At 59.5% G+C, this 20,784-nt stretch carries 20 protein-coding genes and 1 tRNA gene; 9 read left to right on the top strand and 12 right to left on the bottom strand.

Going from position 1 to position 20,784, the window contains the following annotated elements; all coding sequences use genetic code 11:
* Window positions 1–28: 28 nt before the first annotated feature.
* Complete coding sequence (gene gltA, locus GOB90_RS00800; RefSeq protein ID WP_146885406.1) at window positions 29–1,342, top strand: citrate synthase; 1,314 nt, start codon at window positions 29–31, stop codon at window positions 1,340–1,342.
* Window positions 1,343–1,570: 228 nt separating this feature from the next.
* Here gltA and GOB90_RS00795 read toward each other — a convergent pair whose 3' ends face one another.
* Together GOB90_RS00795 and GOB90_RS00790 are read right to left on the bottom strand one after the other, a co-directional pair.
* Window positions 1,571–1,807, bottom strand: coding sequence for a hypothetical protein (locus tag GOB90_RS00795; RefSeq protein WP_146885404.1), 237 nt, complete (start codon window positions 1,805–1,807; stop codon window positions 1,571–1,573).
* A 153-nt stretch (window positions 1,808–1,960) separates the two neighbouring features.
* Window positions 1,961–2,896: a mitochondrial fission ELM1 family protein gene (locus tag GOB90_RS00790; RefSeq protein WP_264812779.1), complete on the bottom strand. Its 936-nt coding sequence runs from the start codon at window positions 2,894–2,896 to the stop codon at window positions 1,961–1,963.
* A 141-nt stretch (window positions 2,897–3,037) separates the two neighbouring features.
* Here GOB90_RS00790 and GOB90_RS00785 point away from each other — a divergent pair, with 141 nt between their 5' ends.
* Together GOB90_RS00785 and GOB90_RS00780 are read left to right on the top strand one after the other, a co-directional pair.
* Window positions 3,038–3,793: an orotate phosphoribosyltransferase gene (locus tag GOB90_RS00785; RefSeq protein WP_146885402.1), complete on the top strand. Its 756-nt coding sequence runs from the start codon at window positions 3,038–3,040 to the stop codon at window positions 3,791–3,793.
* Between the two features lie 80 nt (window positions 3,794–3,873).
* Window positions 3,874–4,656 carry a glutamate racemase gene (locus GOB90_RS00780; protein WP_146885399.1) on the top strand — a complete coding sequence of 261 codons (783 nt, stop codon included), beginning with the start codon at window positions 3,874–3,876 and terminating at the stop codon, window positions 4,654–4,656.
* A gap of 15 nt (window positions 4,657–4,671) precedes the next feature.
* Here GOB90_RS00780 and GOB90_RS00775 read toward each other — a convergent pair whose 3' ends face one another.
* A complete protein-coding gene (locus tag GOB90_RS00775) occupies window positions 4,672–5,817 on the bottom strand; it encodes a polyprenyl synthetase family protein (protein ID WP_146885397.1) in 1,146 nt (381 codons plus the stop codon).
* A 55-nt stretch (window positions 5,818–5,872) separates the two neighbouring features.
* Between GOB90_RS00775 and GOB90_RS00770 the strand changes: the two genes are divergently transcribed.
* The 5 genes from GOB90_RS00770 (at window position 5,873) to glf (ending at window position 10,206) form a co-directional block, all read left to right on the top strand.
* The gene (locus GOB90_RS00770) at window positions 5,873–6,766 is read left to right on the top strand and encodes a tRNA1(Val) (adenine(37)-N6)-methyltransferase (RefSeq protein ID WP_173571861.1); all 894 of its coding nucleotides are present in this window, start codon (window positions 5,873–5,875) and stop codon (window positions 6,764–6,766) included.
* Between the two features lie 201 nt (window positions 6,767–6,967).
* A complete protein-coding gene (locus GOB90_RS00765; protein ID WP_146885394.1) occupies window positions 6,968–7,519 on the top strand; it encodes a Dps family protein in 552 nt (183 codons plus the stop codon).
* Between the two features lie 195 nt (window positions 7,520–7,714).
* Entirely contained in the window at window positions 7,715–8,215 is a 501-nt protein-coding gene (locus GOB90_RS00760; protein WP_146885392.1) for a TspO/MBR family protein, read from the top strand.
* Window positions 8,216–8,313: 98 nt separating this feature from the next.
* Window positions 8,314–8,652, top strand: coding sequence for a hypothetical protein (locus tag GOB90_RS00755; RefSeq protein ID WP_146885390.1), 339 nt, complete (start codon window positions 8,314–8,316; stop codon window positions 8,650–8,652).
* A 405-nt stretch (window positions 8,653–9,057) separates the two neighbouring features.
* Window positions 9,058–10,206, top strand: a complete 1,149-nt coding sequence (gene glf / locus GOB90_RS00750) for a UDP-galactopyranose mutase (protein ID WP_146885388.1) — start codon at window positions 9,058–9,060, stop codon at window positions 10,204–10,206.
* 155 nt (window positions 10,207–10,361) lie between these two features.
* Here glf and GOB90_RS00745 read toward each other — a convergent pair whose 3' ends face one another.
* The 5 genes from GOB90_RS00745 to GOB90_RS00725 all read right to left on the bottom strand — a co-directional run bounded on the left by GOB90_RS00745 (window position 10,362) and on the right by GOB90_RS00725 (window position 14,373).
* Window positions 10,362–10,967, bottom strand: coding sequence for a tetratricopeptide repeat protein (locus GOB90_RS00745; RefSeq protein ID WP_146885467.1), 606 nt, complete (start codon window positions 10,965–10,967; stop codon window positions 10,362–10,364).
* A gap of 95 nt (window positions 10,968–11,062) precedes the next feature.
* Complete coding sequence (gene ykgO, locus GOB90_RS00740) at window positions 11,063–11,188, bottom strand: type B 50S ribosomal protein L36 (protein ID WP_025886195.1); 126 nt, start codon at window positions 11,186–11,188, stop codon at window positions 11,063–11,065.
* Window positions 11,189–11,386: 198 nt separating this feature from the next.
* The gene (locus tag GOB90_RS00735) at window positions 11,387–12,334 is read right to left on the bottom strand and encodes a hydrogen peroxide-inducible genes activator (RefSeq protein WP_146885386.1); all 948 of its coding nucleotides are present in this window, start codon (window positions 12,332–12,334) and stop codon (window positions 11,387–11,389) included.
* A gap of 90 nt (window positions 12,335–12,424) precedes the next feature.
* Window positions 12,425–13,480, bottom strand: a complete 1,056-nt coding sequence (locus GOB90_RS00730) for an aspartyl protease family protein (protein ID WP_146885384.1) — start codon at window positions 13,478–13,480, stop codon at window positions 12,425–12,427.
* Entirely contained in the window at window positions 13,477–14,373 is an 897-nt protein-coding gene (locus GOB90_RS00725) for a retropepsin-like aspartic protease (protein WP_173571860.1), read from the bottom strand. The genes GOB90_RS00730 and GOB90_RS00725 overlap by 4 nt, the downstream gene beginning before the upstream one ends.
* Before the next feature lie 498 nt (window positions 14,374–14,871).
* On the opposite strand from GOB90_RS00725, the gene GOB90_RS00720 reads away from it, so the two are divergent.
* Window positions 14,872–14,948: transfer RNA gene (locus GOB90_RS00720), tRNA-Asp, on the top strand.
* A gap of 267 nt (window positions 14,949–15,215) precedes the next feature.
* Here GOB90_RS00720 and hflX read toward each other — a convergent pair.
* The 4 genes from hflX to GOB90_RS00700 form a co-directional block, all read right to left on the bottom strand.
* Complete coding sequence (gene hflX, locus GOB90_RS00715; RefSeq protein ID WP_242011705.1) at window positions 15,216–16,544, bottom strand: GTPase HflX; 1,329 nt, start codon at window positions 16,542–16,544, stop codon at window positions 15,216–15,218.
* Window positions 16,525–16,845 carry an RNA chaperone Hfq gene (gene hfq, locus GOB90_RS00710; RefSeq protein WP_146885377.1) on the bottom strand — a complete coding sequence of 107 codons (321 nt, stop codon included), beginning with the start codon at window positions 16,843–16,845 and terminating at the stop codon, window positions 16,525–16,527. Before hfq ends, hflX begins: the two co-directional genes overlap by 20 nt.
* 246 nt (window positions 16,846–17,091) lie before the next feature.
* Window positions 17,092–18,477, bottom strand: coding sequence for a nitrogen assimilation response regulator NtrX (gene ntrX, locus GOB90_RS00705; RefSeq protein ID WP_146885375.1), 1,386 nt, complete (start codon window positions 18,475–18,477; stop codon window positions 17,092–17,094).
* Window positions 18,467–20,779: a sensor histidine kinase NtrY-like gene (locus GOB90_RS00700; RefSeq protein WP_173571859.1), complete on the bottom strand. Its 2,313-nt coding sequence runs from the start codon at window positions 20,777–20,779 to the stop codon at window positions 18,467–18,469. The genes ntrX and GOB90_RS00700 overlap by 11 nt, the downstream gene beginning before the upstream one ends.
* Between the last annotated feature and the right edge of the window lie 5 nt (window positions 20,780–20,784).

Below are 20,784 nucleotides of genomic sequence, written 5' to 3'. Positions count from 1 at the left end.
GTGGTCAGATTGTTGCAGGAGTAACGCCATGAGCGGGTCGCAGACAGCAGTGACGGGGAAATCCGCCAGCATCAAACTCGGGGACGGTTCGGCTGAACTTCCGGTTCTCAGAGGTACACTTGGTCCCGACGTTGTCGATATTCGTCGCATAACAGCCGATCTGGGCATTTTTACGTTCGATCCCGGCTATGGCGAGACGGCATCGTGTGAAAGCAAAATAACTTTTATCGACGGCGATAAGGGGGTTCTGCTGCATCGGGGTTATCCGATCGAGCAACTGGCGGAGCAGGCTTCCTATCCGGAAGTTATTTATCTGCTGCTGAACGGTGAGCTTCCGAACCGGTCCGAGTATGAGACCTTCGTAAAGTCGCTGACCAATCACACGCTGCTTCATGAGCAGATCCGGAATTTCTTCAACGGCTATCGTCGTGACGCTCATCCGATGGCGATCCTTTGCGGCACGGTTGGCGCGCTCTCCGCGTTTTATCCGGATGCGAATGACATTTCCCGCCAGGAAAGCCGCGATCTCTCCGCGATGCGGCTGATTGCGAAAATGCCGACGATCGCTGCCTGGGCCTATAAGTATACGATTGGCGAAGCTTTCGTTTATCCGCGCAACGATCTGAATTATGCCGAGAATTTCCTCTCGATGATGTTCGCGCGTCCGTCGGAGCCCTACAAGGTCAATCCGGTGCTGGCCCGGGCGATGAACCGGATTCTCATTCTTCATGCCGACCACGAGCAGAATGCGTCGACATCGACGGTTCGTCTGGCCGGATCAACGGGCGCCAATCCGTTTGCCTGCACGGCGGCGGGCATTGCGGCGCTCTGGGGACCTGCGCATGGCGGGGCCAACGAGGCTGTTCTGAAGATGCTGGCATCGATCGGATCGAAGGACAACATTCCGGACTTCATTTCCAAGGTAAAGGACAAGAACAGCGGCGTGAAGCTGATGGGCTTTGGTCACCGGGTTTATAAAAACTTTGATCCGCGCGCGAAGATTATGCAGGCGACGTGTCATGAGGTTCTGACGGAGCTCGGGATCAAGGACGATCCGCTGCTCGATCTTGCCGTTGAGCTTGAGAAGATCGCGCTGAATGACGATTATTTTGTGAAGCGTAAGCTTTATCCGAATGTCGACTTCTATTCGGGGATTATTCTGAAGGCGATGGGCATTCCGACCAGCATGTTCACTGTGCTGTTCGCGGTTGCCAGGACCACCGGCTGGGTGAGCCAGTGGAAGGAAATGATCGAGGAGCCCGGACAGCGTATCAGCCGTCCTCGTCAGCTTTATATGGGCCATGACAGGCGGGATATGGCGCCGCTTGATCGCCGGTCCTGAAATTGTTGCGTCAGGTGGCCCTGTTTCGGGGCGCCTGACCGCAATTTGCTGATGGCTATGTTTTTTGACTGGTCCGGGAGTGGCTGACCGGTTTTGCCGGATAGATCTGGCGACAACAGAACAGGCGTCCTGGAAGATTCCGGACGCCTGTTCTGTTGTCATCGATACGAGAAAGTACCCGGTCGGGTCAGGAAGGTCTCACAGGACTTTCCTGAGCGGTCCCGCGTTTCAGGGGCAGTCGCAGCCGCGTGTCGGGCCGGACTCTTTTTTCACCACATGATGGTCGATCCATTCAGACACGAGACGCCGCGCCTCGTTTACGGATGCTTCCGGGTGATGAATTCGATACAGAGTTGTGCAGGCATTGAAGGCGGAGACGTCATTCGTTCCGACCGTTCTGAGTTCCTGGTAGGCCGTAACGACAGCCCGTTCGCAATTTCGCGCAATCCGACTGGTTTCGACCACAGCGAGTTATCCTCAAAATAATAATCATTTGCAACTGAGGCGGAGTGTAGCGGGTGGGAGGTTATGCGTGCAAGGGGTGCAGTCCTGTTCCTGGCGCTCATCTGCACGGTTTTTCTGTCACGTCGGCGCTATCGCGCCTCTGCGTGGCAGAATTTAAAAATCGAATCTGGTTCTGAGCAATGTTGCGGCCCGGCTGGCTTCATCGAGCGGATCACGCGGCCAGGGTGAGAAATCGCTGTCGAAAACCCGGACATATCCGTTGGCGATCAGGGCGCGGGCCATACGATTATTGCGTCCGAAGCGTCCGGGTGCGCTGCCCAGAAAGACGGGCATATCCGCCGCGGCTGTCTCCGCGAGCGTGGCGGCCCGTCCGCCGTAGACAACGACGGTATCCGCGCAGCCGATAAAGCCCAGGGTCGGATTATCGTCGGGTTCGCCGTGCCGCCACACGAGTTTGTAGCAATCGCCGAGAGCGCCGATGAACGTATCCGCGATATCGGCCGGCACGCCTTCGGAGACTGACAGCAGAACCGAGCCGCGATAATCCTGCACCGTGAGACCGAGATGCCGGGCCGCGGCGTCGGCTTCCGCCGGAGTAAGGATTTCGCCCGCATCCAGCACGACGGCGATTCTGGGTTCGGGGAGATGTTCCAGGCGCTCTGTCCAGACACGGCGCGCGCGTTTGTAAAGTTCCGCCGATACAATCGTCAGCGGTCCCAGGACGGGGATGATGTGCGGACTGCGTCTTTCGGTGTGGTGCATCAGCGGGAGAATCACGGCGTCGAACGGGCGCCCTCCCGTGAGAGTCGCGGACAGGCGTCCGCTGCTGCAATGCACCACCGGCACGCCGGAACGTCGTCTTAATGCCAGACCGGCGAGACCGGCGCCGATGCCGGACGTCAGAACGAGTCGTGGCGGACGCCAGCCGGTTTCGGCATTCCGGAGATCCCGCATCCGGCGAAAGGAGCAGTCGAAGCGGCTCGCGAGGGCGTGTGCCGGCCCGATCCGGCCCGGAGCCGAGGATTCGATGACCCATAGCGGGGCATCGCAGGTTGTTTCCTGGACCATCATGAGTGTGACAGGCTGCACCAGCCCTGACTTTCTGAATCCCGTGCGAAATGTGTCCGGAACGACGGGTCGGGCTGTTGTAATCCGGCAGAGAATGGATTTTCTGCCGGTGTGCCGCTATGCCACGACATCGCCGGTGAACGCGCGCGAGGAGAAGGGAACATGGAACGCATGATCGGACAGGAATCGGTTCTCGGCAATGACGCATCGGCGTGGGACCGGGATGCGGCGCTCACAACCGCACGGCTGCTCCTTGAAATCAAGGCTGTCAATTTCCGTCCTGAAGATCCCTACACGCTGACATCGGGCTGGAAGTCTCCGGTTTACATTGATTGTCGCCGGATCATCTTCTTCCCGCGTGCCCGCAGGAAAATCGTGGAACTGGGTGTCGAGAAGATCGGGCGGCATGTCGGTTATGAAAGTATCGACGCCGTGGTTGGCGGCGAGACGGCCGGTATTCCGTTTGCAGCGTGGTTTGCTGACCGGATGATGACGCCGATGGCGTATGTGCGGAAAAAGCCGAAAGGTTTTGGCCGGAACGCACAGATTGAGGGCGATGTTCCGGAGGGCATGCGGACGCTGCTCGTGGAAGATCTGACGACAGATGGCGCTTCCAAGATTGGATTTGCAAAGGCTCTGCGCGATGCCGGGGTGATTGTCGATCACACATTCGTGGTATTTTTCTACGGTGTGTTTCCGGGCGCGCACCGGACACTGACCGATATGGGAATCAGCCTGCATTCGCTGTGCACCTGGTGGGATGTGCTGGAGGCCTGTGCCGAGCGTCCTTATTTCTCGGAGGAAGCGGCTGCTGAGGTGCGCAGGTTCCTTGAAGATCCCTGTGGCTGGTCGAAGCGGCATGGCGGCGTTGGCAGCCTTGAAGAGGCACTGGCGCTCAAGACAGCCCGCGATTCCTGATTTTCGTGGTTCGGGAAAACGGTCAGGCGGCCGCGGGAAAGGCGCCCCGGATTCTTGCATTTGATTCCGGCATTGGCGGGATGGGAATTGTTGGCGCGTTACGGACGGAACTGCCTGGCGCGGTGATTGATTATCTCGCTGATACGGCTGTTTATCCCTATGGCGAGCAGGATGACGGATTCCTGACGGCGCGGATTGTTTCGCTGATTCAGGATGCGGTGATCCGCCTCGACTCCGATGTTGTCGTCGTGGCCTGCAATACGGCGAGCACGCTGGCGCTTGAGGCTTTGCGCGATGTGTGTCCGGTTCCGGTGGTGGGGTGTGTGCCGCCTATCCGCTGGGCGGCGCGTGTAAGCAGGACGAGGGTTATCGGCCTGCTGGCCACGAAAGCGACGGTCGGACGGCCTTATGTGGCGTCATTACAGGCTCAGTTTGCGCCTGACTGCACGCTGATCGCGCACGGGGCACGCCATCTGGCGGATTGTGCGGAGGGCGTTTTCAGGGGGCGGAAAGCGGACCCGGCGCTTATCAGGCGCGAGCTTTCCGGCTTATTCGGACATCCGGATGGCGGGAAAATCGATGCGGTGGCGCTGGGCTGCACGCATTACACATTTCTTATCGATGCTTTTCGCGAAGTCTCGCCGGTGGATGTTGTCTGGCTGGACCCGGCCGTGGCGGTCGCGCGGCAGACTGCGGCCGTGCTGGGCTGCGCGCCTGCGATATGGGCGACCGAAGGAAGTGGACGCGTGTGGTTTACGGCACCTCCGCATGAGGCGGCTGGTCTGGAATCAGGTCTTCGCGGCTTTGGTTATGCCGCTCCTGAGCTGTGGCAGTTTCCGTTCCCGGCGGGCGTCCCGGCCTAAAGCGAAGCGGACGGGTCAGCGCGCACGGTCGGCGGTATAACGGGCGACGTCCGTCAGGATCTGCATCAGCGGTGCCGTATGCGCGGTCTCCTTTTTCAGGGTCCGCGAGACTTTATCGAGGGATTTGCAGGCGGCATCCGCATATTCGCGGGCCTGTGCCATCGTGACCTCGATGGCATTGGTCGCGGCGATCAGTTGAAGGGCGCGTTCGAGGTCGGCCTCTTCCTGGTGCTCGTTATTTTCGATTGTCCGGAGCCAGAACGCCCGCTCCTCCTCGTTTCCGGCGTGATAGGCGGCCAGAACAGGCAGGGTAACTTTTCCTTCGTAGAAATCGTCCCCGACGGTCTTGCCCAGAACGGCCTGATCGGCGGCGTAATCGAGGGCGTCATCGACGAGCTGGAAGGCCATGCCCAGATTAGCGCCGTACTGACGGAGGGCTTCGCGAGTCTCATCATCGGCTTCGGCGACGACGGCGCCTGTTTCGCAGGCGGCGGCGAAGAGTGCGGCGGTTTTTCCGTAAATGACCTGAAGATACCGGTCGACTGAGGTCGAGAGATCGTTCTGCGTGGTCATCTGCATGACCTCGCCTTCTGCCAGGGTCGCCGAGGCGGCGGAGAGAATCGCCATTACAGGGAGCGAACCGTCCGCGGTGAGGATCTGGAAGGCACGGGCAAAAAGAAAATCGCCGACGAGGACGGAGGCCTTGTTACCGAAGACAGCATTGGCGCTGGCAAGGCCGCGACGGAGCTGGCTGTTATCGACGACATCATCGTGCAGCAAGGTCGCGGTGTGAATAAATTCGACGCAGGAAGCGACGCCGATATGGCGCATGGCCTCGCCCTGCTCCTCGTATCCGGCGAGTCGGGCGGCGGCGAGAACAAGGAGGGGACGCAGGCGTTTTCCGCCGGCTGCCACGAGATGCGCCGCGAGTTGGGGGATGAGCGGTACATCACTTTGCATGCGGGCGATGATTTCCCGGTTGCAAGCCATCATATCGTCAGCGAGATAGTCTGCGAGCGCTTTCAGCGCCGACTCACTGTTCTGATTGGCGGAACCCGGATTTGTCACCGCATGATTCCCGGAGTCCGTAATTTCTGACCGGACATGTGTATCCGGACTTGCGGTACCCTCTGTCTCCGGCAGATTGACTGCAACGCGCAAACGATTTTCTCCCGATGCAGGAAACCCTGTAGTGCAACCATATGAGCGGCGGTCAATGGACGGTCAAGCTGCACGGCCTGCAACTCCGGCTCCTGCCGGTGGCCACGACGCGACCGAAGGCACTCTTCTCGGAGGCACGGTAAGGTATCGTCAGTTTCGATCCGGTTATCGCACCGGTCTGGAACCCGTGCTGATGGCGGCGCTGGTTCCGGCCCGGCGCGGTGAACGTGTCGTTGAGGCGGGATGCGGCGCGGGGGCCGGGTTGCTCTGTCTGATGCAGCGCGTCGCCGGGCTGGAGGGGGTCGGGATTGAGCTCGACCCTGATACGGCCTGGCTGGCGGGCGAGAATTTCCGGTCCAATGGCCGGGACGACCTGACGGTTCTTAACGCTGATATTACCGGCTGCGCGCTGCGCGGGCTGTTGTCCGACTCTGCTGCCCCCTGCGGGTGTCCGCCGGGCATCTGCCGGCCGGGGCCGTTGCCACTGGACTACCGATTCGATCATGCTTTCGCCAATCCGCCATGGCACCGGGTCAATACGACGCCATCGCCGGAGGGACGCCGTGACAAGGCGCGACGGGCTCTGCCGGACACCATACCGGCCTGGATTTCGGCGCTGGCGGCCCTTCTGCGTCCGAAAGGTTCGCTGACGCTGGCCTTGCCGGCGGATCTTGCCGCGCCGGCGCTGGCGGCCTGTGAAAAGAGCGACATTGGCAGCGCGGAGATTGTGCCGCTCTGGCCGGAACCGGGGCGGGAAGCGCGCATCCTTCTGATCAGGGGGCGGCTGCACGGGCGAGCCGGGTCCCGTCTTTTGCCGGGGCTGGTTCTGCATCATGCGGGCGGAAGGTTCACGCCCGAGGCGGAAGCGGTTCTGCGGGACGGTCAGGCTCTTTTTCCGGAAACCTTTCGCGCAACCCATCGCAGGACCCGCGCGTTCCCATCCTGCTGAGTTCCGTGCACGCCGGAGTCCCGGCGGATTACAGTCAGGTGAAAATTTCTCATCAGGTTGACAGAAGGCGATGTTCGGCGCCTGCCTTTGCGCTGCGGTATTCGATGACCGCATATTTTGTGTATTCCGTGCCTCAGTTCCGCGGCGTCAACCGGACGCTTTGCGGACAGGAGGCCAGACCACGTTGATGGAACAGAACCAATGACGAAGTCACCTTCTCCCAAAGCAAATGCAGCACGTTCGGCGCAGGTGCATCATTTTCTCGGCACACCCAGCGATCTGCCCAAAGAGGGTGTGGAAAACATTTCTGCGGCACTTCGCGCGCTTCTGGCCGATGTGTTTGCGCTCTACCTCAAGACGAAGAATTTTCACTGGCATCTCAGCGGGCGTCACTTCCGCGACTATCATCTGATGCTCGATGACCAGGGCGCGGAGCTTTTCGCCATGACCGATCCGATGGCAGAGCGGGCGCGTCGCATTGGCGGCACGACGCTGCATTCGATTGGCGAAATTTCAAAACTGCAGCGCATCAAAGACAACGATGCGGAGTATGTTGATGCCGCAGACATGCTGGCTGAGCTCTGCGAGGACAACAAGCAGCTCGTTGCCGAGATGCGTCAGGTGCATGGTCTGACAGATGAGGTCGGTGACTGTGCGACGACCAGCCTGCTTGAGAACTGGATCGATGAAAGTGAGAAGCGCACATGGTTCCTCTTTGAGGCATCGCGCAACACGTTTGGCGCTAACAGCTGATCTGAATACGGGCCTGTTTCTGTCGGCAGACGGATTCAGGCCCGGTTCTGTCGTTTGAGAGTTTGCAACGCGATCGGGCGAAATGTCTGATCGCGTTTGTTTTTTCAGGGAACGGAACAGCTTCCTGACCGGTCTCCATGCATCCTTTTATCGTCACGGTCGTTTAGATCTTCGTGGCCTGGAAAGGATGTTTTGATGCTCAGACTACTTGCAACAACTCTGGCCGGGCTTGGGATCGGCGCGGCGCAAATGGCCGGAAAGCGATACAGTCCGACCTCCGTTCATCCGGCGACACGGGAATGGTATCGATCTCTGCACAAGCCATGGTACACGCCGCCCGGGCTGGTTTTTGGCGTTGTATGGAGCATTCTGGACGCAGTTCTGTTGCAGACAGGAAGCCGCATTGTCAGTGCGCCGCCTTCCCGCAGCCGCAGCCAAGCGATTCTGGCGTGGATTGCGACCGTGACGGGTACCTGGCTGTTTCCCAAAGTCATGTTTGGCTGGCGGCGGCCCGGTCTTGCTTTTGGCGTAACGGCGGGAACACTGGTGGCGGGAACGGCTCTGACGGCTGCGACGGCCGCAGCAACGGACACAAAGACGGCGACGCGGACCCTGCCGCTCTGGGGCTGGCTGGTTTTTGCCTGCCTGTTGCAACGCAGGGTATGGCTGAACAACCGTTCGCACGATCTTATTTGATCAGTTCTATCAGTATTCAGAACACCCGGACGGAACGCTTCCGGTATATGGAGCGTTACAAGACTGTATTGCATTAATGATTTATCAGGAGCGGCGTCATGCGTTTCTTAAAACTGTTTGCTGTGCCCGGTGTTATGGTGGCTCTGCTGGCTCCTGCCTTTGCACAGTCAGCGACCGATGCGGCAAGCAATCCGGCGCCCACGGCAGACAGTGCTGCGAAACAGGTTGGGAAGACACCTAAATCAGCGATCTGGCATGGGAAAAAAGTTCAGCCGTCGGAGAGGCTGCCAAGCTCCGATCAGGTGAAACGTGAACAGCCGGGCACAGTGCCGCCCCAGCCTGGGGGTCGCGCAACGACGACCGCACCTGATGACAGTAATGCGACCAAAGAAAACGGGCCGGCTGTTCAGTCGCCGTCACAGCTCAGTCCGAACTGATTTTCGGGCAGGAAAACGAAAAAATTGATGTGCTGTTCACGGACTCTTCTGTGGACAGCATTTTTTTGTGTGGTGTCATGCACGCTGCGTGTTGCGAAGACTCACGATCCGGAATTGTCGGCGCGGGAGGCTGATGAGACTTCATTCTGAATAATCTGTTTCCCCTGCTCCGCACCCGGTCGCATCCGGCGGGGGAAATCCGGAAATATATACGTGAAATACAGCAGTCGCAGCCGTTTATTAAATACAGCCTCTTTATTGTGGGTTTGCCCTCATTTCGTTGGCGTGCCGGCTAAACTGGGGTAACAGGCCTGATCAGGTATTCGTGCATCTTATGTTTCTGCATGATTCCAACCGGAACGAGGTGCCTTTGAGGGGTGCCGGCCAGCACAGTGAGAGGCTTTCATGAGGTTTTGTATCGTTGGCGCGGGGTTTAGCGGCGCTGTGATGGCCCGTCATCTTGCGGAACAGGGTCATAAGATCCTTCTCATTGATGAGCGGACTCATCCGGGGGGCAACTGCCATACCGGGCGCGACGAAAAAACCGGCGTCATGATTCATCATTACGGACCGCATATTTTTCATACAGCCGATCAGCGGGTCTGGGATTACGTTCGCAGCTTTGGCACATTCCGGCCTTATGTGAACCGGGTTAAGGCGATTTCAAAAGGTCATGTTTACACGCTGCCGGTCAATCTCCTCACGATCAATCAGTTTTTCGGGACGACGATGGGGCCAGCCGAGGCGCGGGCATTCATTGAAAGCAAGGCTGACCGCTCACTGACCGAGCCTGCGAATTTTGAAGAGCAGGCGATGTCCATGATCGGGCCGGAGTTGTATCGCGCGTTTTTCTATGGATACACGCGTAAACAGTGGGGTCTGGAACCTGCGGAACTGCCGGCGTCCATTCTGAAGCGCCTGCCTCTTCGCTTTAATTACGATGACAACTATTTCAGCCATCCTTATCAGGGGATGCCGGAAAACGGTTATACGTCTGTCGTCGAAAATATCCTGGCGACGGATGGCATTGAACTTCGTCTCGGCACCAGCTTTGAAAATATCGATGAAGAATTCGACCACGTTTTCTATACGGGGCCGATTGACCGGTATTTTGATTTCCGCCTTGGCCGGCTGGGATACCGGACGCTCGACTTTGAGCGTTTCGACGGAGAAGGAGACTATCAGGGCACGGCCGTCATCAACTATTGCGATGAAGAGATTCCCTATACCCGGATCTCCGAGCATAAACATTTCGCGCCCTGGGAAGAGGCGAAAATGAAAGGGACCGTGTGTTTTCGCGAGTATAGCCGCCTCGCTCAGCCACAGGATATTCCTTATTACCCGATCCGGCTTGTGCACGAAAAGCGCATGCTTGAAAGCTACATTGATCTGGCCCGTACGACACCGGGCGTATCGTTTATGGGGCGTCTCGGAACCTATCGTTACCTCGACATGGATGTCACGATTGCCGAGGCTCTCTCAGCCTGCGACCGGATCGATGAACTTCTGGCTGAAGGACAGAAGATTCCGGCTTTCTTTGTCGATCCTGCCTGAAGCCGGTTCGGTGCGTGACGGGGTCTGGTTTGTGCCGGGGTTTGTTTAATTCCGGTACACCCCGTGAGGATGAGCCGGCCACCTGTGATTTGCTCTGACTTTTTCTTTCCGGTCCTGCGGAGAGGCGGTCAGTCACAGGAAAACAGGCTGACGGATTAAGTCGGCTGACCGAAGGCTTTCAGGCGGAGCTTCTCCAGCCGCTTATCCGCGCCGGGAAGTCTGGGATCGAGAGTCATGGCGTGTTGCCATGCTCTGAGAGCCGCCTGGCTGTCTGATCGCGCTTCTTCCGCATCGGTAAGAGTCTGCCAGTTTAAGGCATCGTCCGGATCGCGCTGGATGGCAATTCCGAGATCGCTGACGGCGCCGTCCGTATCGCCACCGGCAAGACGGGCCTGCGCGCGGAGACGCCAGAGGGCGGGCACATCATTCTGTAAGGCGAGTGCGGCGCCGAGATCTTCGATTGCGTCCCCGGCCTTCTGCTCACTGAGTTCGCGTGTTGCACGCCGGAGCAGCAACATCGTCGCCGGACGCAATGGCTTCGTTCTCAGTTCTTCAAGCCCGGACCGTATCTCCCCGGCTTCAGCATCGCTGCGCGCCTTTGCGAGTTTTGCCACGAGGTCTTTTTCGCGCGACTGCCGGGCGGTCTCCTGGGAGACATGAGGGGGAGCTGTCACCGGCGCGGGGGGAGCGGCACAGGCTGGCATTACCGGAACAGACAGGGCCGTGACGGCGATGAAGGCGGCGAGCCGGAACGGTTTCATGGCTTTCAAAAGCAAAGACCTGTCTTCCGGCCATTCAGGACAGCCAGAGAGACAGGTCTGAAACATTAAAGAACCTGACAATGATGAACCGGTTCTCAGCCCTGACGGGCTTTCATCCGGGGGTTCTTCTTATTGATGACGTAGACGCGACCACGACGACGCACGACGCGGCAGTCTTTATCGCGAATTTTTGCCGATTTGAGGCTGTTTCTGATCTTCATAACCCGTCTCTTTGTTCGTCTGCCAAGCAGACTGCCTGCATGAAAAGCTGCTGCGACATACGCAGATGCACCCGGGAAGTCAATGCAAACGCCGGTTTTTTGCTTCTGGACGGTCTGTAGCAAACAGTGCTGAGACGTATCCTGCATCAGGCAGGAGCTGAATTTAACAGGACCTTCGGATACCAGAACGTTTCTGTGTCAGGCATCTGTCTGCGGCAACAGCGCGTCTCCGGAAGGAGCAAGCTGTCCCAGCACTGTCGCAAGTGCCCGAAATTCAGCGCTGCGCGGAGATTTCTGGCGCCACCCCAGCCCTATCGTGCGCCACATCGGGCCTCCGGTGACAGGACGGGTGACGACATTGCAGCCCGCGAGGATTCCGGAATCCACCGCGAGTTGCGGCAGTAGTCCGACGCCCAGCCCCTGCGCCGTCATCTGCACCAGAGTATGGAGCGAGGAAGCGGTATGGTTTATATCCGGCTCACTGCCGGTCCAGCCGTTGCCCTGCCGGCAGATATCGACGGTCTGATCCCGCAGGCAGTGTCCGTCTTCGAGCAGGACCATCTGCTCGTCCACGAGTTTTTCCAGTGGCACTTCCGGCCAGCTGGCCAGGGGATGGCCGGCCGGCAGCACGAGAATGAACGGATCGCGCCAGACGGGAATTGTTTCGAGGCCTTCGCAATCGCACGGCATGGCCAGCAGCAGGACATCCAGTCGTCCGGTCGTCAGCTTTTCCATCAGCCGTTCGGTCATATCCTCGGTGAGCGAAAGCCTGATCCGGGGAAAGGTTTCGCGGATCAGAGAGACAAGCCGGGGCAGAATAAAGGGGCCGATTGTGGGGATGACGCCGAGGCGCATCGGTCCTGTCATCGGTTCGCGGGCTGCCTGGGCGACCTGGTGGAGGGCTTCCAGCGCCTCCAGCGCCGTTCTGGACCGACGGACGATTTCTTCACCCAGGGGTGTGAAGACCACGCGTTTTCCGACTTTGCGATCCAGGAGGGGTGTGTCGAGCTGTCTTTCGAGGGCCAGAATACCGGCTGACAGGGTCGACTGCGTGACGGAGCAGGCTATTGCGGCCCGTCCAAAATGCTTCAGGTCGGCCAGAGTAATGAGATAGCGGAGTTGCTGGGAAGAGGGCAGCGCGACCATGGGGGAAACCTCGGCTGGAATAGATATCGTTCTGCGCGACGCTGATGGTGGTGCGTTTTTCAGGTGTCTGTCGCTGTTTCTGCTGTCTAGTCAGCGCGGGGCGGGTTCTGCCGGGGCCGGTGCGGGGGCTGGTCCCGGAGACATTCCGTTATCCGGCACATGCTCATGTTTTTCCGGGCGTTCAATGTAGAGGATCAGATTCCGATATGAGAGCCAGGCCACGGCATGACGCAGGAAATCGGCGCCGAGCAGCGCTGTATCGGTTTCCAGCGGCGCGACCTGCAACGAGATATTGTGATATTTTTTCGGTCCGATCTCCAGAGTATCAAACCGGTGACGGTGCCACATGATGCTGTCGTCGCTGATGCCCCGTGAATAGCCCGCACGGTCTTCGGTGAGCATGTCTCTTGTGACGCCGGCCCTGCGCGCCTGCGAGGGCCTGATTACGGTGTAGTCCGCTCCGCTGTCCAGAATGGCGTCGAGAGTTTTCCCGTTGAGTTTGAACGGAACCATCACCTTACCGGTTTCACCGCGTTCAAGCGGCACGGCGTCGACAGGCACGGGCCAGACAATGTCTTTCGAACTGCATCCTCTCATCCGGTAAAGGGTAATTTTTCCGTGGGGCAGATCGAATTTCACGTCGTAATTCGCGAGAAAATCGGCGCCGAGCAGGCCGACGATCGGGAGTCCGTCGATTTTGCCCCGTTTCATGTCCACTTCGGTAAAGACGACATCGGAGGCTGTCGCCTCGCCCAGGCCGACTTTTCCCGCAGTCACGATGGAAGCGCTGACTGGTCCGGTGGTGCCCTGCAACATTGCGTAATGACCGGTGTAGGAAAGATCATAATCCCTGGCCGCCGCGCTCACGATCAGGGAGGTCATGGCACCGGAATCGACGATGATTGCGGCAGGTTTTCCGTTTATCGTAATCCGGACGATGGGCGAACGGGTCGGATTGAGAACGGTCAGCGGTCCGATCCGGCCTATTTCGCACTTTTCCGGTCCGTTCTCGCAGCCGCTGAGGGTGAAGAGCATCGCGCAGAGCATGGAGGTGAGACCGGCGTTTCTGACGCGGCTGGTCCGGGCTGTGGCGGCAGTCGGAATCAATGTGGCCGGCAAAGAATCCGTCAGTCGCACCGGGATCATCGTGGTGGCTCGTTTGCAGGTTGCGGGGAGACTCTGAACGCTGACGGATGTTCCGTCGCAAACGGATTTATCGTGCCTTTTTCAAGGTAAATCATCGATTGTCCGAAAGAGAGCCAGAACACCACGCCGCGCAGAAAGTCAGCGCCCAGTTCTGCGTCTGCGGTTTCCATCGGTGCGACGGTCAGCCAGGCGGGGCTGAAATTTTCCGTTCCGATTGTAAGCCGATCGAACCGCTCGCGATGGGCTGTGACGGACCTGCCGTTGACGCCACGAATGATCTCCGCATGATTTTCAGCGGACATATTGCTTGTAATACCAAAGGCGTCGAGCCGCTCCGGTGTGATGGTGGACGTTGAGGAGGCGCTGCTCAGCATGGCCCTGATTTTGTGACCGTTGAGTCTGATTTCGACATTCGGCCTTCCGCCCAGGCTTATCGAGACCGGAATCTGATCGATTGTGGAATCCCAGCCGACGTCCTTCAGGGTGCATTTGCGGGGGCGGGCCAGTGTAATCTGGCCTTCCGGCAAATCGAACCACACCTCATAACGCCGGAGGAAATCCATGCCGAGTTCTCCCACGACCGGGGCCCCGTTAATACGGGCCATGGGAACGGAACGACGGAGATCCGCCATTTCGAAAAAAGAAAAATCCGATGCGTCGGCGCGTCCGACAACGAGAGTATCCGATTGCACCAGAGGCAGGGACGCGGCGCCTGTCGTGCCATCGACCTGCACTGAGGTGCCGGTTTCAATGAGGCCAAATTCTTTCACGGCCGCTTCGGACACTGCGGATCTGTCGGCTCCCGTGCTGATGGCCATCAGGGCAGGCTTGCCATTCAGTGTAACCGGGACGACAGGCGCGCCGAAGAGAGTCAGCACGGGTAATGTCGCCATTCTTTTCATTGTGCATTCACCGGGTTTATCCGGCGTTTGCACGACAGGTTTTTCCAGGAGAGGCTGGTTTCCGCAGGCACTTAATATGAACAGGGCGGCGACGGGTGCATAAAACAGAGCGTTTCTGCCCTGTTTTATGCCGGAGATCGTGATGTCCGGCGGCACTGTTCCGGCAGGCTCAGGAGTATGTCTTCGACTCTTTACCGACCCCACCATTTTTACCCGTATTGTCTGACCGCATAATGTCTTACCGGCTTATTTTTCCGGATCGAAGACTATTTTTAGCGGTAATCACATCGGGCGAAGGTTTTTTCGGGCGTATTCCGCTCTGCCCCCTGCCCTTCCCTTTATTACGGGTCTGTTCTGGTCCTGAATTCCGCATTCAGCGCCGTGGTCTCCTGGTATCGGAAATTTTTTTATCCGCGTGGAGTTGCAACCCGCGAAAACCCGGTTATAAGACGCCCCAACGACGACGCGGGAACGCGGATCGCTTAAAAAGCGGGTGTAGCTCAGTTGGTTAGAGCGCCGGCCTGTCACGCCGGAGGTCGCGGGTTCGAGCCCCGTCACTCGCGCCACTTTTCGGAATTAGTCCTGAAAACAGGGGCGCCATAACAGGGCTGCCGAACTGTTTTACCGTGGAAACATCCGGCTCTTCGATATTTTATTTGTATGTAACCGCTACCTGAAGTCTGCTTTGCAGGCGGGGCAGCGCAACATTCATTATACTGATCTTACAGCCCCGGGCTCTCAGGAGCGCCTGTCGTGTGCGGGATTGAAACCATACGATCCCGCGAAACAAACGGACTTTGGAAGTGTTGTTTTAATTCAGGATTCGGGAAGCGTTATGCAGATTCGCTTCCCTGCGTCTGTATGACGTCGCTGAACTGGGTTTCGAAGCGTGCCCGATCGACCTCATGGAAGCGCACGGTGACATCAATGCGCATCTCCTTATCATCACGCTGAATCACTTCGCCATGTTCGTAGAGCCAGGCGACCGCGCCGCCGGCATGAGCGGGCAGGCTGTAATGCGCCACGACCATGCTGTCGGTCATGTGGGCATCGATGGCCGACATCAGGGCGGGCAGGCCTTCGCCCGTGATGGCTGAGATCGCGACCGCATCGTCGCGATGGGGGACTTCTTCGATCCCGCCCAGAAGGTCGGCTTTATTGAGCACTTCGATGACACGGGACGGCCATTCGGCATCGAGCATACCGTCCTTCTCCATGTCTCCGAGGACGGCGAGCACATCCGCTCTCTGTGCGGCGGTGTCGGGGTGCGCGATATCGCGCACATGAAGAATGATGTCCGCTTCCGCGACTTCCTCGAGCGTGGCTCGGAAGGCGGCGATCAGTTCCGTTGGCAGGTCGCTGATGAAACCGACTGTGTCCGAGAGAATAACCTTCCGGCCCGACGGGAGTTCGATAGCCCGCATGGTGGGGTCGAGCGTGGCGAACAACTGGTCCTGCGCATAGACGGACGCGCCGGTCAGAGCGTTGAACAGGGTGGATTTTCCGGCATTTGTATAGCCGACGAGAGCCACGACGGGAAACGGAACCCGTTTGCGGGAGGTTCTGTGCAGTCCGCGCGTCCGGCGGACCTGCTCCAGTTCGCGTTTCAGACGGACGATGCGGTCGCCGATCATCCGGCGATCCGCTTCGATCTGCGTTTCGCCGGGGCCGCCGAGGAAGCCGAAACCGCCGCGCTGACGTTCGAGATGGGTCCAGAGGCGGACGAGGCGTGACCGCTGGTATTCCAGATGGGCGAGTTCGACCTGGAGCGAGCCTTCACGGGTCGCGGCCCGGGCGCCGAAAATATCGAGAATAAGCCCGGTCCGGTCGATGACTTTGCAACCCAGGGCTTTTTCGAGATTGCGCTGCTGGCCGGGCGACAGGCGGGAATCGACAACGACGACAGAGATATGCTTGTCGGCGACGGCCTCGCGCAAGGAATCGACCTGGCCTGCTCCGAGCAGTGTTGCCGGGCGGCGGGCGCGAAGAAGCAGGATGGCATTGAGAACAACGACCAGACCGATCGAAGAGGTCAGGCCGATCGCTTCCTCAAGCCGCGCCTCGGCGGCGCGAACGTCATGATCGCGGTCAGGTCGCTCCCAGGGGAGAATGACTGCGGCCCGCGTGGCGGGCAGTGTGGTTTCAGTAGATGTCGTCGGCAAGTGACTCGTCGCTCTCCGCCTGCAGAACCGTGCCATGCGTTCCCGCCGTGCCCGAACCGGCCGTACCGGCCGGCGCTTCGAACACATTGACCGGAACGAGAGGCATGACCGTGCTGATTGCATGTTTATAGACGAGCTGCGTATGCCCGTCTCGCCGGAGAAGGACTGTATCATCGTCGAACCAGCTGATGACACCCTGTAATTTCACACCATTGACAAGAAAAATCGTGACGGCTGCCTTGCCGCGCCTGATGTGGCCAAGGAACACGTCCTGAACATTCTGTGCTGGTGATTTTGCCACGATGCTACCCTGTTTCTTCTTCGTTATTTTAGTTTCGCTGTTTAGTGCCGCCGAAACCCCGGGCCTTACAGCATCAATACGCCAGCGCGGCACCGGCGCAAAGCCACCCGACCGCCATTATAGCAATTTCATGGCACTCCCACGACATTTGCATCAATACTGCGGAGGGGCCCGACCGACCGGGTGATGGTCAGTTCCCGGTTTTGCGGGCCGCGAACATCTCCCGATCCCGTGCAGCGGAGATATTTACCCGGTTCTGTCTTCGGCCGTGACTCCGAGCTGTTTAAGTTTGCGATGCAACGCGCTTCTTTCCATGCCGACAAAACCTGCTGTCCGGCTGATATTACCGCCGAAACGAAGAAGCTGAGCCTGAAGGTACTGCGTTTCGAACAGATCCCTCGCCTCGCGAAGAGGAAGGCCCATGACATCCGCATTCGAATCGAATTTGAGGAGCGCCGGCGCGCCTTCGCTGATTTGTGACGGCAGCATGTCTGCACGGATCGGCTCGTTGCTGGAGCCGGGCATCATGATCAGCAGCCGCTCCATGAGATTTCTCAGCTCACGGGAGTTGCCGGGCCAGTCATAGGCCTGGAGGGCGGCCATGGCATCGACGCTCAGCTCACGCACGGGAAGGCCGGCTGTTTCCGCGGCGCGTCTGAGGAAAAGTCTGGCGAGTTCAGGGATGTCTTCGCGCCGCTCTCTCAGGCTTGGCAGGCGGAGCGGGACGACAGCGAGACGATAATAAAGGTCTTCCCGGAACCGCCCTACTCCGATCTCGGCGTGCAGGTCACGGTTCGTGGTCGAGATGACGCGGACATCGACTTTAACCCGGGTTGCGCCGCCGATACGTTCGAAGCTCTGGTCCTGAAGCGCCCTGACGATCTTGCCCTGTGTTTCCACGGGCATGTCCGCCACTTCATCAAGCAGCAGCGTGCCGCCGTGCGCCCTTTCGAGCACGCCGATGCGGCGCGGCACGCCCTCGCTGCCTTCGAGGCCGAACAGTTCTTCCTCAAACCGGCTCGGGGCCAGAGTCGCGCAGTTCAGCGCGATGAAGGGGCCTTCCGAGCGACGCGACCGCGCATGGATCATGCGCGCAGCCACCTCTTTGCCGGCTCCGGGGGCTCCTGTGATCATTACCCGCGAGCCGGTTGGCGCGACACGGTCGATCTGTCCGCGCACGGCGGCGATGGGGGCGCTTTCCCCGAACAGCGTCGTTTCAGGCCCGGCGCGCAGCCTGAGCTCGGCGTTTTCACGCTCGAGCCGGGCGGCCTCTAGGGCCCGCCGGACGACGACGAGAAGGCGGTCGGACTGGAATGGTTTTTCGATGAAGTCATAGGCACCGTGCTGAAGCGCAGCCACAGCTGTTTCGATCGTGCCGTGCCCGGAAATCATGATCACGGGGACGGAGGCGTCCTCCGCCTGCATGACCTTGAGCACGCCCAGACCGTCGAGTTTCGACCCCTGGAGCCAGATATCCTGAATCACCAGGGAGGGTCTGCGGGCACGGAAAGCCGCGAGAGCCGCGTCCGAATCTCCTGCGACACGGGTTTCGTATCCTTCGTCGTGGAGGATTCCCTCCATCAGCATCCGGATATCCGGCTCGTCGTCGACGATCAGGATTTCATACGCCATCGTTTTCTTTCTGCGTTCTGTCTTTGACCGGCAAAATCAGAATGGCCACGGTTCCTTCTTTTCCGGGGCGGTCTCTGAGCTGAACTGTCCCCTCATGGTCTTCCATGATTTTCTTGACGATGGCCAGCCCCAGCCCTGTGCCCTTGGGTTTGTGCGTAACGTATGGCTCGGTCAGCCGGTCACGTTCTTCCTGGGGCAGGCCGACGCCATCATCGGCAATGACGACCTCCGCGAGATCATCGTGAACCAGGACCTGGACGCTGATCGTGCCGATCCGTCCTTCCGCCCCGGGTTCGGCGGTATTGTCGGTATTTTCTTGGTCTGGCGAAGGTCTCCGCCCGGTCATGGCAATGGCGTCGGCGGCGTTTTGCAGAAGGTTCGTCAGGGCCTGTCCTATCTGGCGCCGGTCGCATGCAACCACAGGGCCGGAAGGCGGCAATGCGATGTCGTACACAATTTCAGGATGGGCGCCATATTGCAGGACGAGGGCCTCCCGCACAATACGGGAGAGATCCTCCGGAGCGATTTTCGGCTGAGGCATGCGGGCGAAAGCCGAAAATTCGTCAACCATGCGACCGATATCCCCGACCTGCCTCACGATCGTATCAGCGCACTGGCGGAACGTCTCGGGGTCTGAGGTTATTTCACGCAGGAATCGACGTTTCAGGCGCTCGGCGGCGAGCTGGATCGGGGTTAACGGGTTTTTGATCTCGTGCGCGATTCTGCGGGCCACATCGGCCCAGGCGGCCTTGCGCTGGGCGGACTGGAGAGCCGTGATATCATCGAAGGTGACGACATATCCCTCGGTGACCGCGCCGCGCATCTCCGCTGCGGCCCGGACGAGCAGAACCCGGCGATTGCCGGGCGTGCCAATCTGCACCTCTCTCGTGAAGGCTCTCTCCGCACCGCCTCTGAGGGCCTCGAGAACCGGTCCGAATTCCGGAATAACTTCGGCAAGGGGTTCGCCTACGGCCTGGGTCAGATCTTTCTCCAGGAGGTCGCAGGCGGCCCGGTTGGGGAGTTCGATCCGGGCCAGGGCATCAAGCCCGATCACGCCGGCGGACACACCGGAGAGAACGGCTTCCGTGAAGCGACGACGCTCGTTGATCTGGCTGTTGGCGATCATGAGCTCGGAGCGCTGGCTGGACAGTTCGTCAGTCATGAGATTGAAGGCGCGGGACAGACTTCTGATCTCGTCGTCACGCCCGCCTTCCGGGACCCGGACGGCAAGGTCGCCCTCGCTGATCCGGCGGGATGCATCCATGAGCAGACCGAGCGGGCGGGCGATCTGGTTGGCGAGCGCCAGGCCCATCAGGGCAGCGGCGGCGAGGACGAGCAGGGCCACGAGCGCGAAGATCATCACGAAGGTGACCTGAATTTTCTCGCGGTTCCGGTTCAGACGTTTGTAATCCGCGACGACCTGTTCCGTCTTGTGCATATGGCCGACGATTTCGGGGTCAACCGGGCGCGTGATGACAAGCATCATTTCCGGGGTTTCGCCCAGGGCGACGACTGCTCTGACGTTTTTCTCGTCCGGACTGTCATAGATCGCGACATCATTGGTGCGCGCCATCATGGTGGCGGCGGGTGGCGGCAGGGGCTCCTGGTATCCGGACCGGCTGAGGAGCCCTCCGGCCGCGATCATGCGGTTCGTGAGCGGATCGTAGACGACGGCTTCGGTTAGGCCCCGCACGGTGGCCTGACTGTCGAGAAGCTGGCCGAGCGAATCCGGGTCATGGAGCAGATCGGTGCCGTTGACCTGAAGTTCGTTCTCGGCACCCACGAGATAGTTGGCGAGCGAGAATGCTTCCGTCCGGATGTTTTCATTGTGCTCGGTCAGATAGCCGCGTGAAGCCTGGAGCGCCTCGTTCAGGGCGGTATTGACCCTGTCCGAGAACCATATCTGGATGCCGTAATCGAAAAACAGGGTTGCGAAGACGCCGACGAGGATCGTCGGGGCGACGGCGACAACGCCGAAGAGCACGACGAGGCGGACGTGAAGCCTGGCGCCGGCCGGGCCGCCCTGCCGTTCGTTCACCAGACGCCGGACGCGCACCGTTGTCATGATTCCGAGCAGGGCCAGCGCCAGTCCGCTGAGCACGAAGACGGCATTCTGGATCACGGGGTGATGGGCCAGCGCGCCGCCCCCCGAGAGCACGACGAACATGGCGAAGACGAGCACCAGGGCGAGGGCCACCAGCGTTACAGCCACGCCTCGCTGATCGAACGCGCGTTGCAACAGAGCGATTCCGCCGCGTCCGCGGGCTGCCTCCCGGTCTGATGTGTCGCGCGGCCTCCCCATGGATT

Source organism: Acetobacter oeni (genome assembly GCF_011516825.1).
Classification (GTDB): Bacteria; Pseudomonadota; Alphaproteobacteria; order Acetobacterales; family Acetobacteraceae; genus Acetobacter; species Acetobacter oeni.
This window is presented reverse-complemented; position numbering and strand designations above follow the sequence as displayed.

Bases quoted from the DNA above. Each gene is read 5' to 3' on its own strand.
- gltA (WP_146885406.1), top strand. From the start codon at position 29: ATGAGCGGGTCGCAGACAGCAGTGACGGGGAAATCCGCCAGCATCAAA.
- GOB90_RS00785 (WP_146885402.1), top strand. From the start codon at position 3,038: ATGGAACGCATGATCGGACAGGAATCGGTTCTCGGCAATGACGCATCG.
- GOB90_RS00780 (WP_146885399.1), top strand. From the start codon at position 3,874: ATGGGAATTGTTGGCGCGTTACGGACGGAACTGCCTGGCGCGGTGATT.
- GOB90_RS00770 (WP_173571861.1), top strand. From the start codon at position 5,873: ATGGACGGTCAAGCTGCACGGCCTGCAACTCCGGCTCCTGCCGGTGGC.
- GOB90_RS00765 (WP_146885394.1), top strand. From the start codon at position 6,968: ATGACGAAGTCACCTTCTCCCAAAGCAAATGCAGCACGTTCGGCGCAG.
- GOB90_RS00760 (WP_146885392.1), top strand. From the start codon at position 7,715: ATGCTCAGACTACTTGCAACAACTCTGGCCGGGCTTGGGATCGGCGCG.
- GOB90_RS00755 (WP_146885390.1), top strand. From the start codon at position 8,314: ATGCGTTTCTTAAAACTGTTTGCTGTGCCCGGTGTTATGGTGGCTCTG.
- glf (WP_146885388.1), top strand. From the start codon at position 9,058: ATGAGGTTTTGTATCGTTGGCGCGGGGTTTAGCGGCGCTGTGATGGCC.
- GOB90_RS00745 (WP_146885467.1), bottom strand. From the start codon at position 10,967: ATGAAACCGTTCCGGCTCGCCGCCTTCATCGCCGTCACGGCCCTGTCT.
- ykgO (WP_025886195.1), bottom strand. From the start codon at position 11,188: ATGAAGATCAGAAACAGCCTCAAATCGGCAAAAATTCGCGATAAAGAC.
- GOB90_RS00735 (WP_146885386.1), bottom strand. From the start codon at position 12,334: ATGGTCGCGCTGCCCTCTTCCCAGCAACTCCGCTATCTCATTACTCTG.
- GOB90_RS00730 (WP_146885384.1), bottom strand. From the start codon at position 13,480: ATGATCCCGGTGCGACTGACGGATTCTTTGCCGGCCACATTGATTCCG.
- GOB90_RS00725 (WP_173571860.1), bottom strand. From the start codon at position 14,373: ATGGCGACATTACCCGTGCTGACTCTCTTCGGCGCGCCTGTCGTCCCG.
- ntrX (WP_146885375.1), bottom strand. From the start codon at position 18,477: ATGGCGTATGAAATCCTGATCGTCGACGACGAGCCGGATATCCGGATG.
- GOB90_RS00700 (WP_173571859.1), bottom strand. From the start codon at position 20,779: ATGGGGAGGCCGCGCGACACATCAGACCGGGAGGCAGCCCGCGGACGC.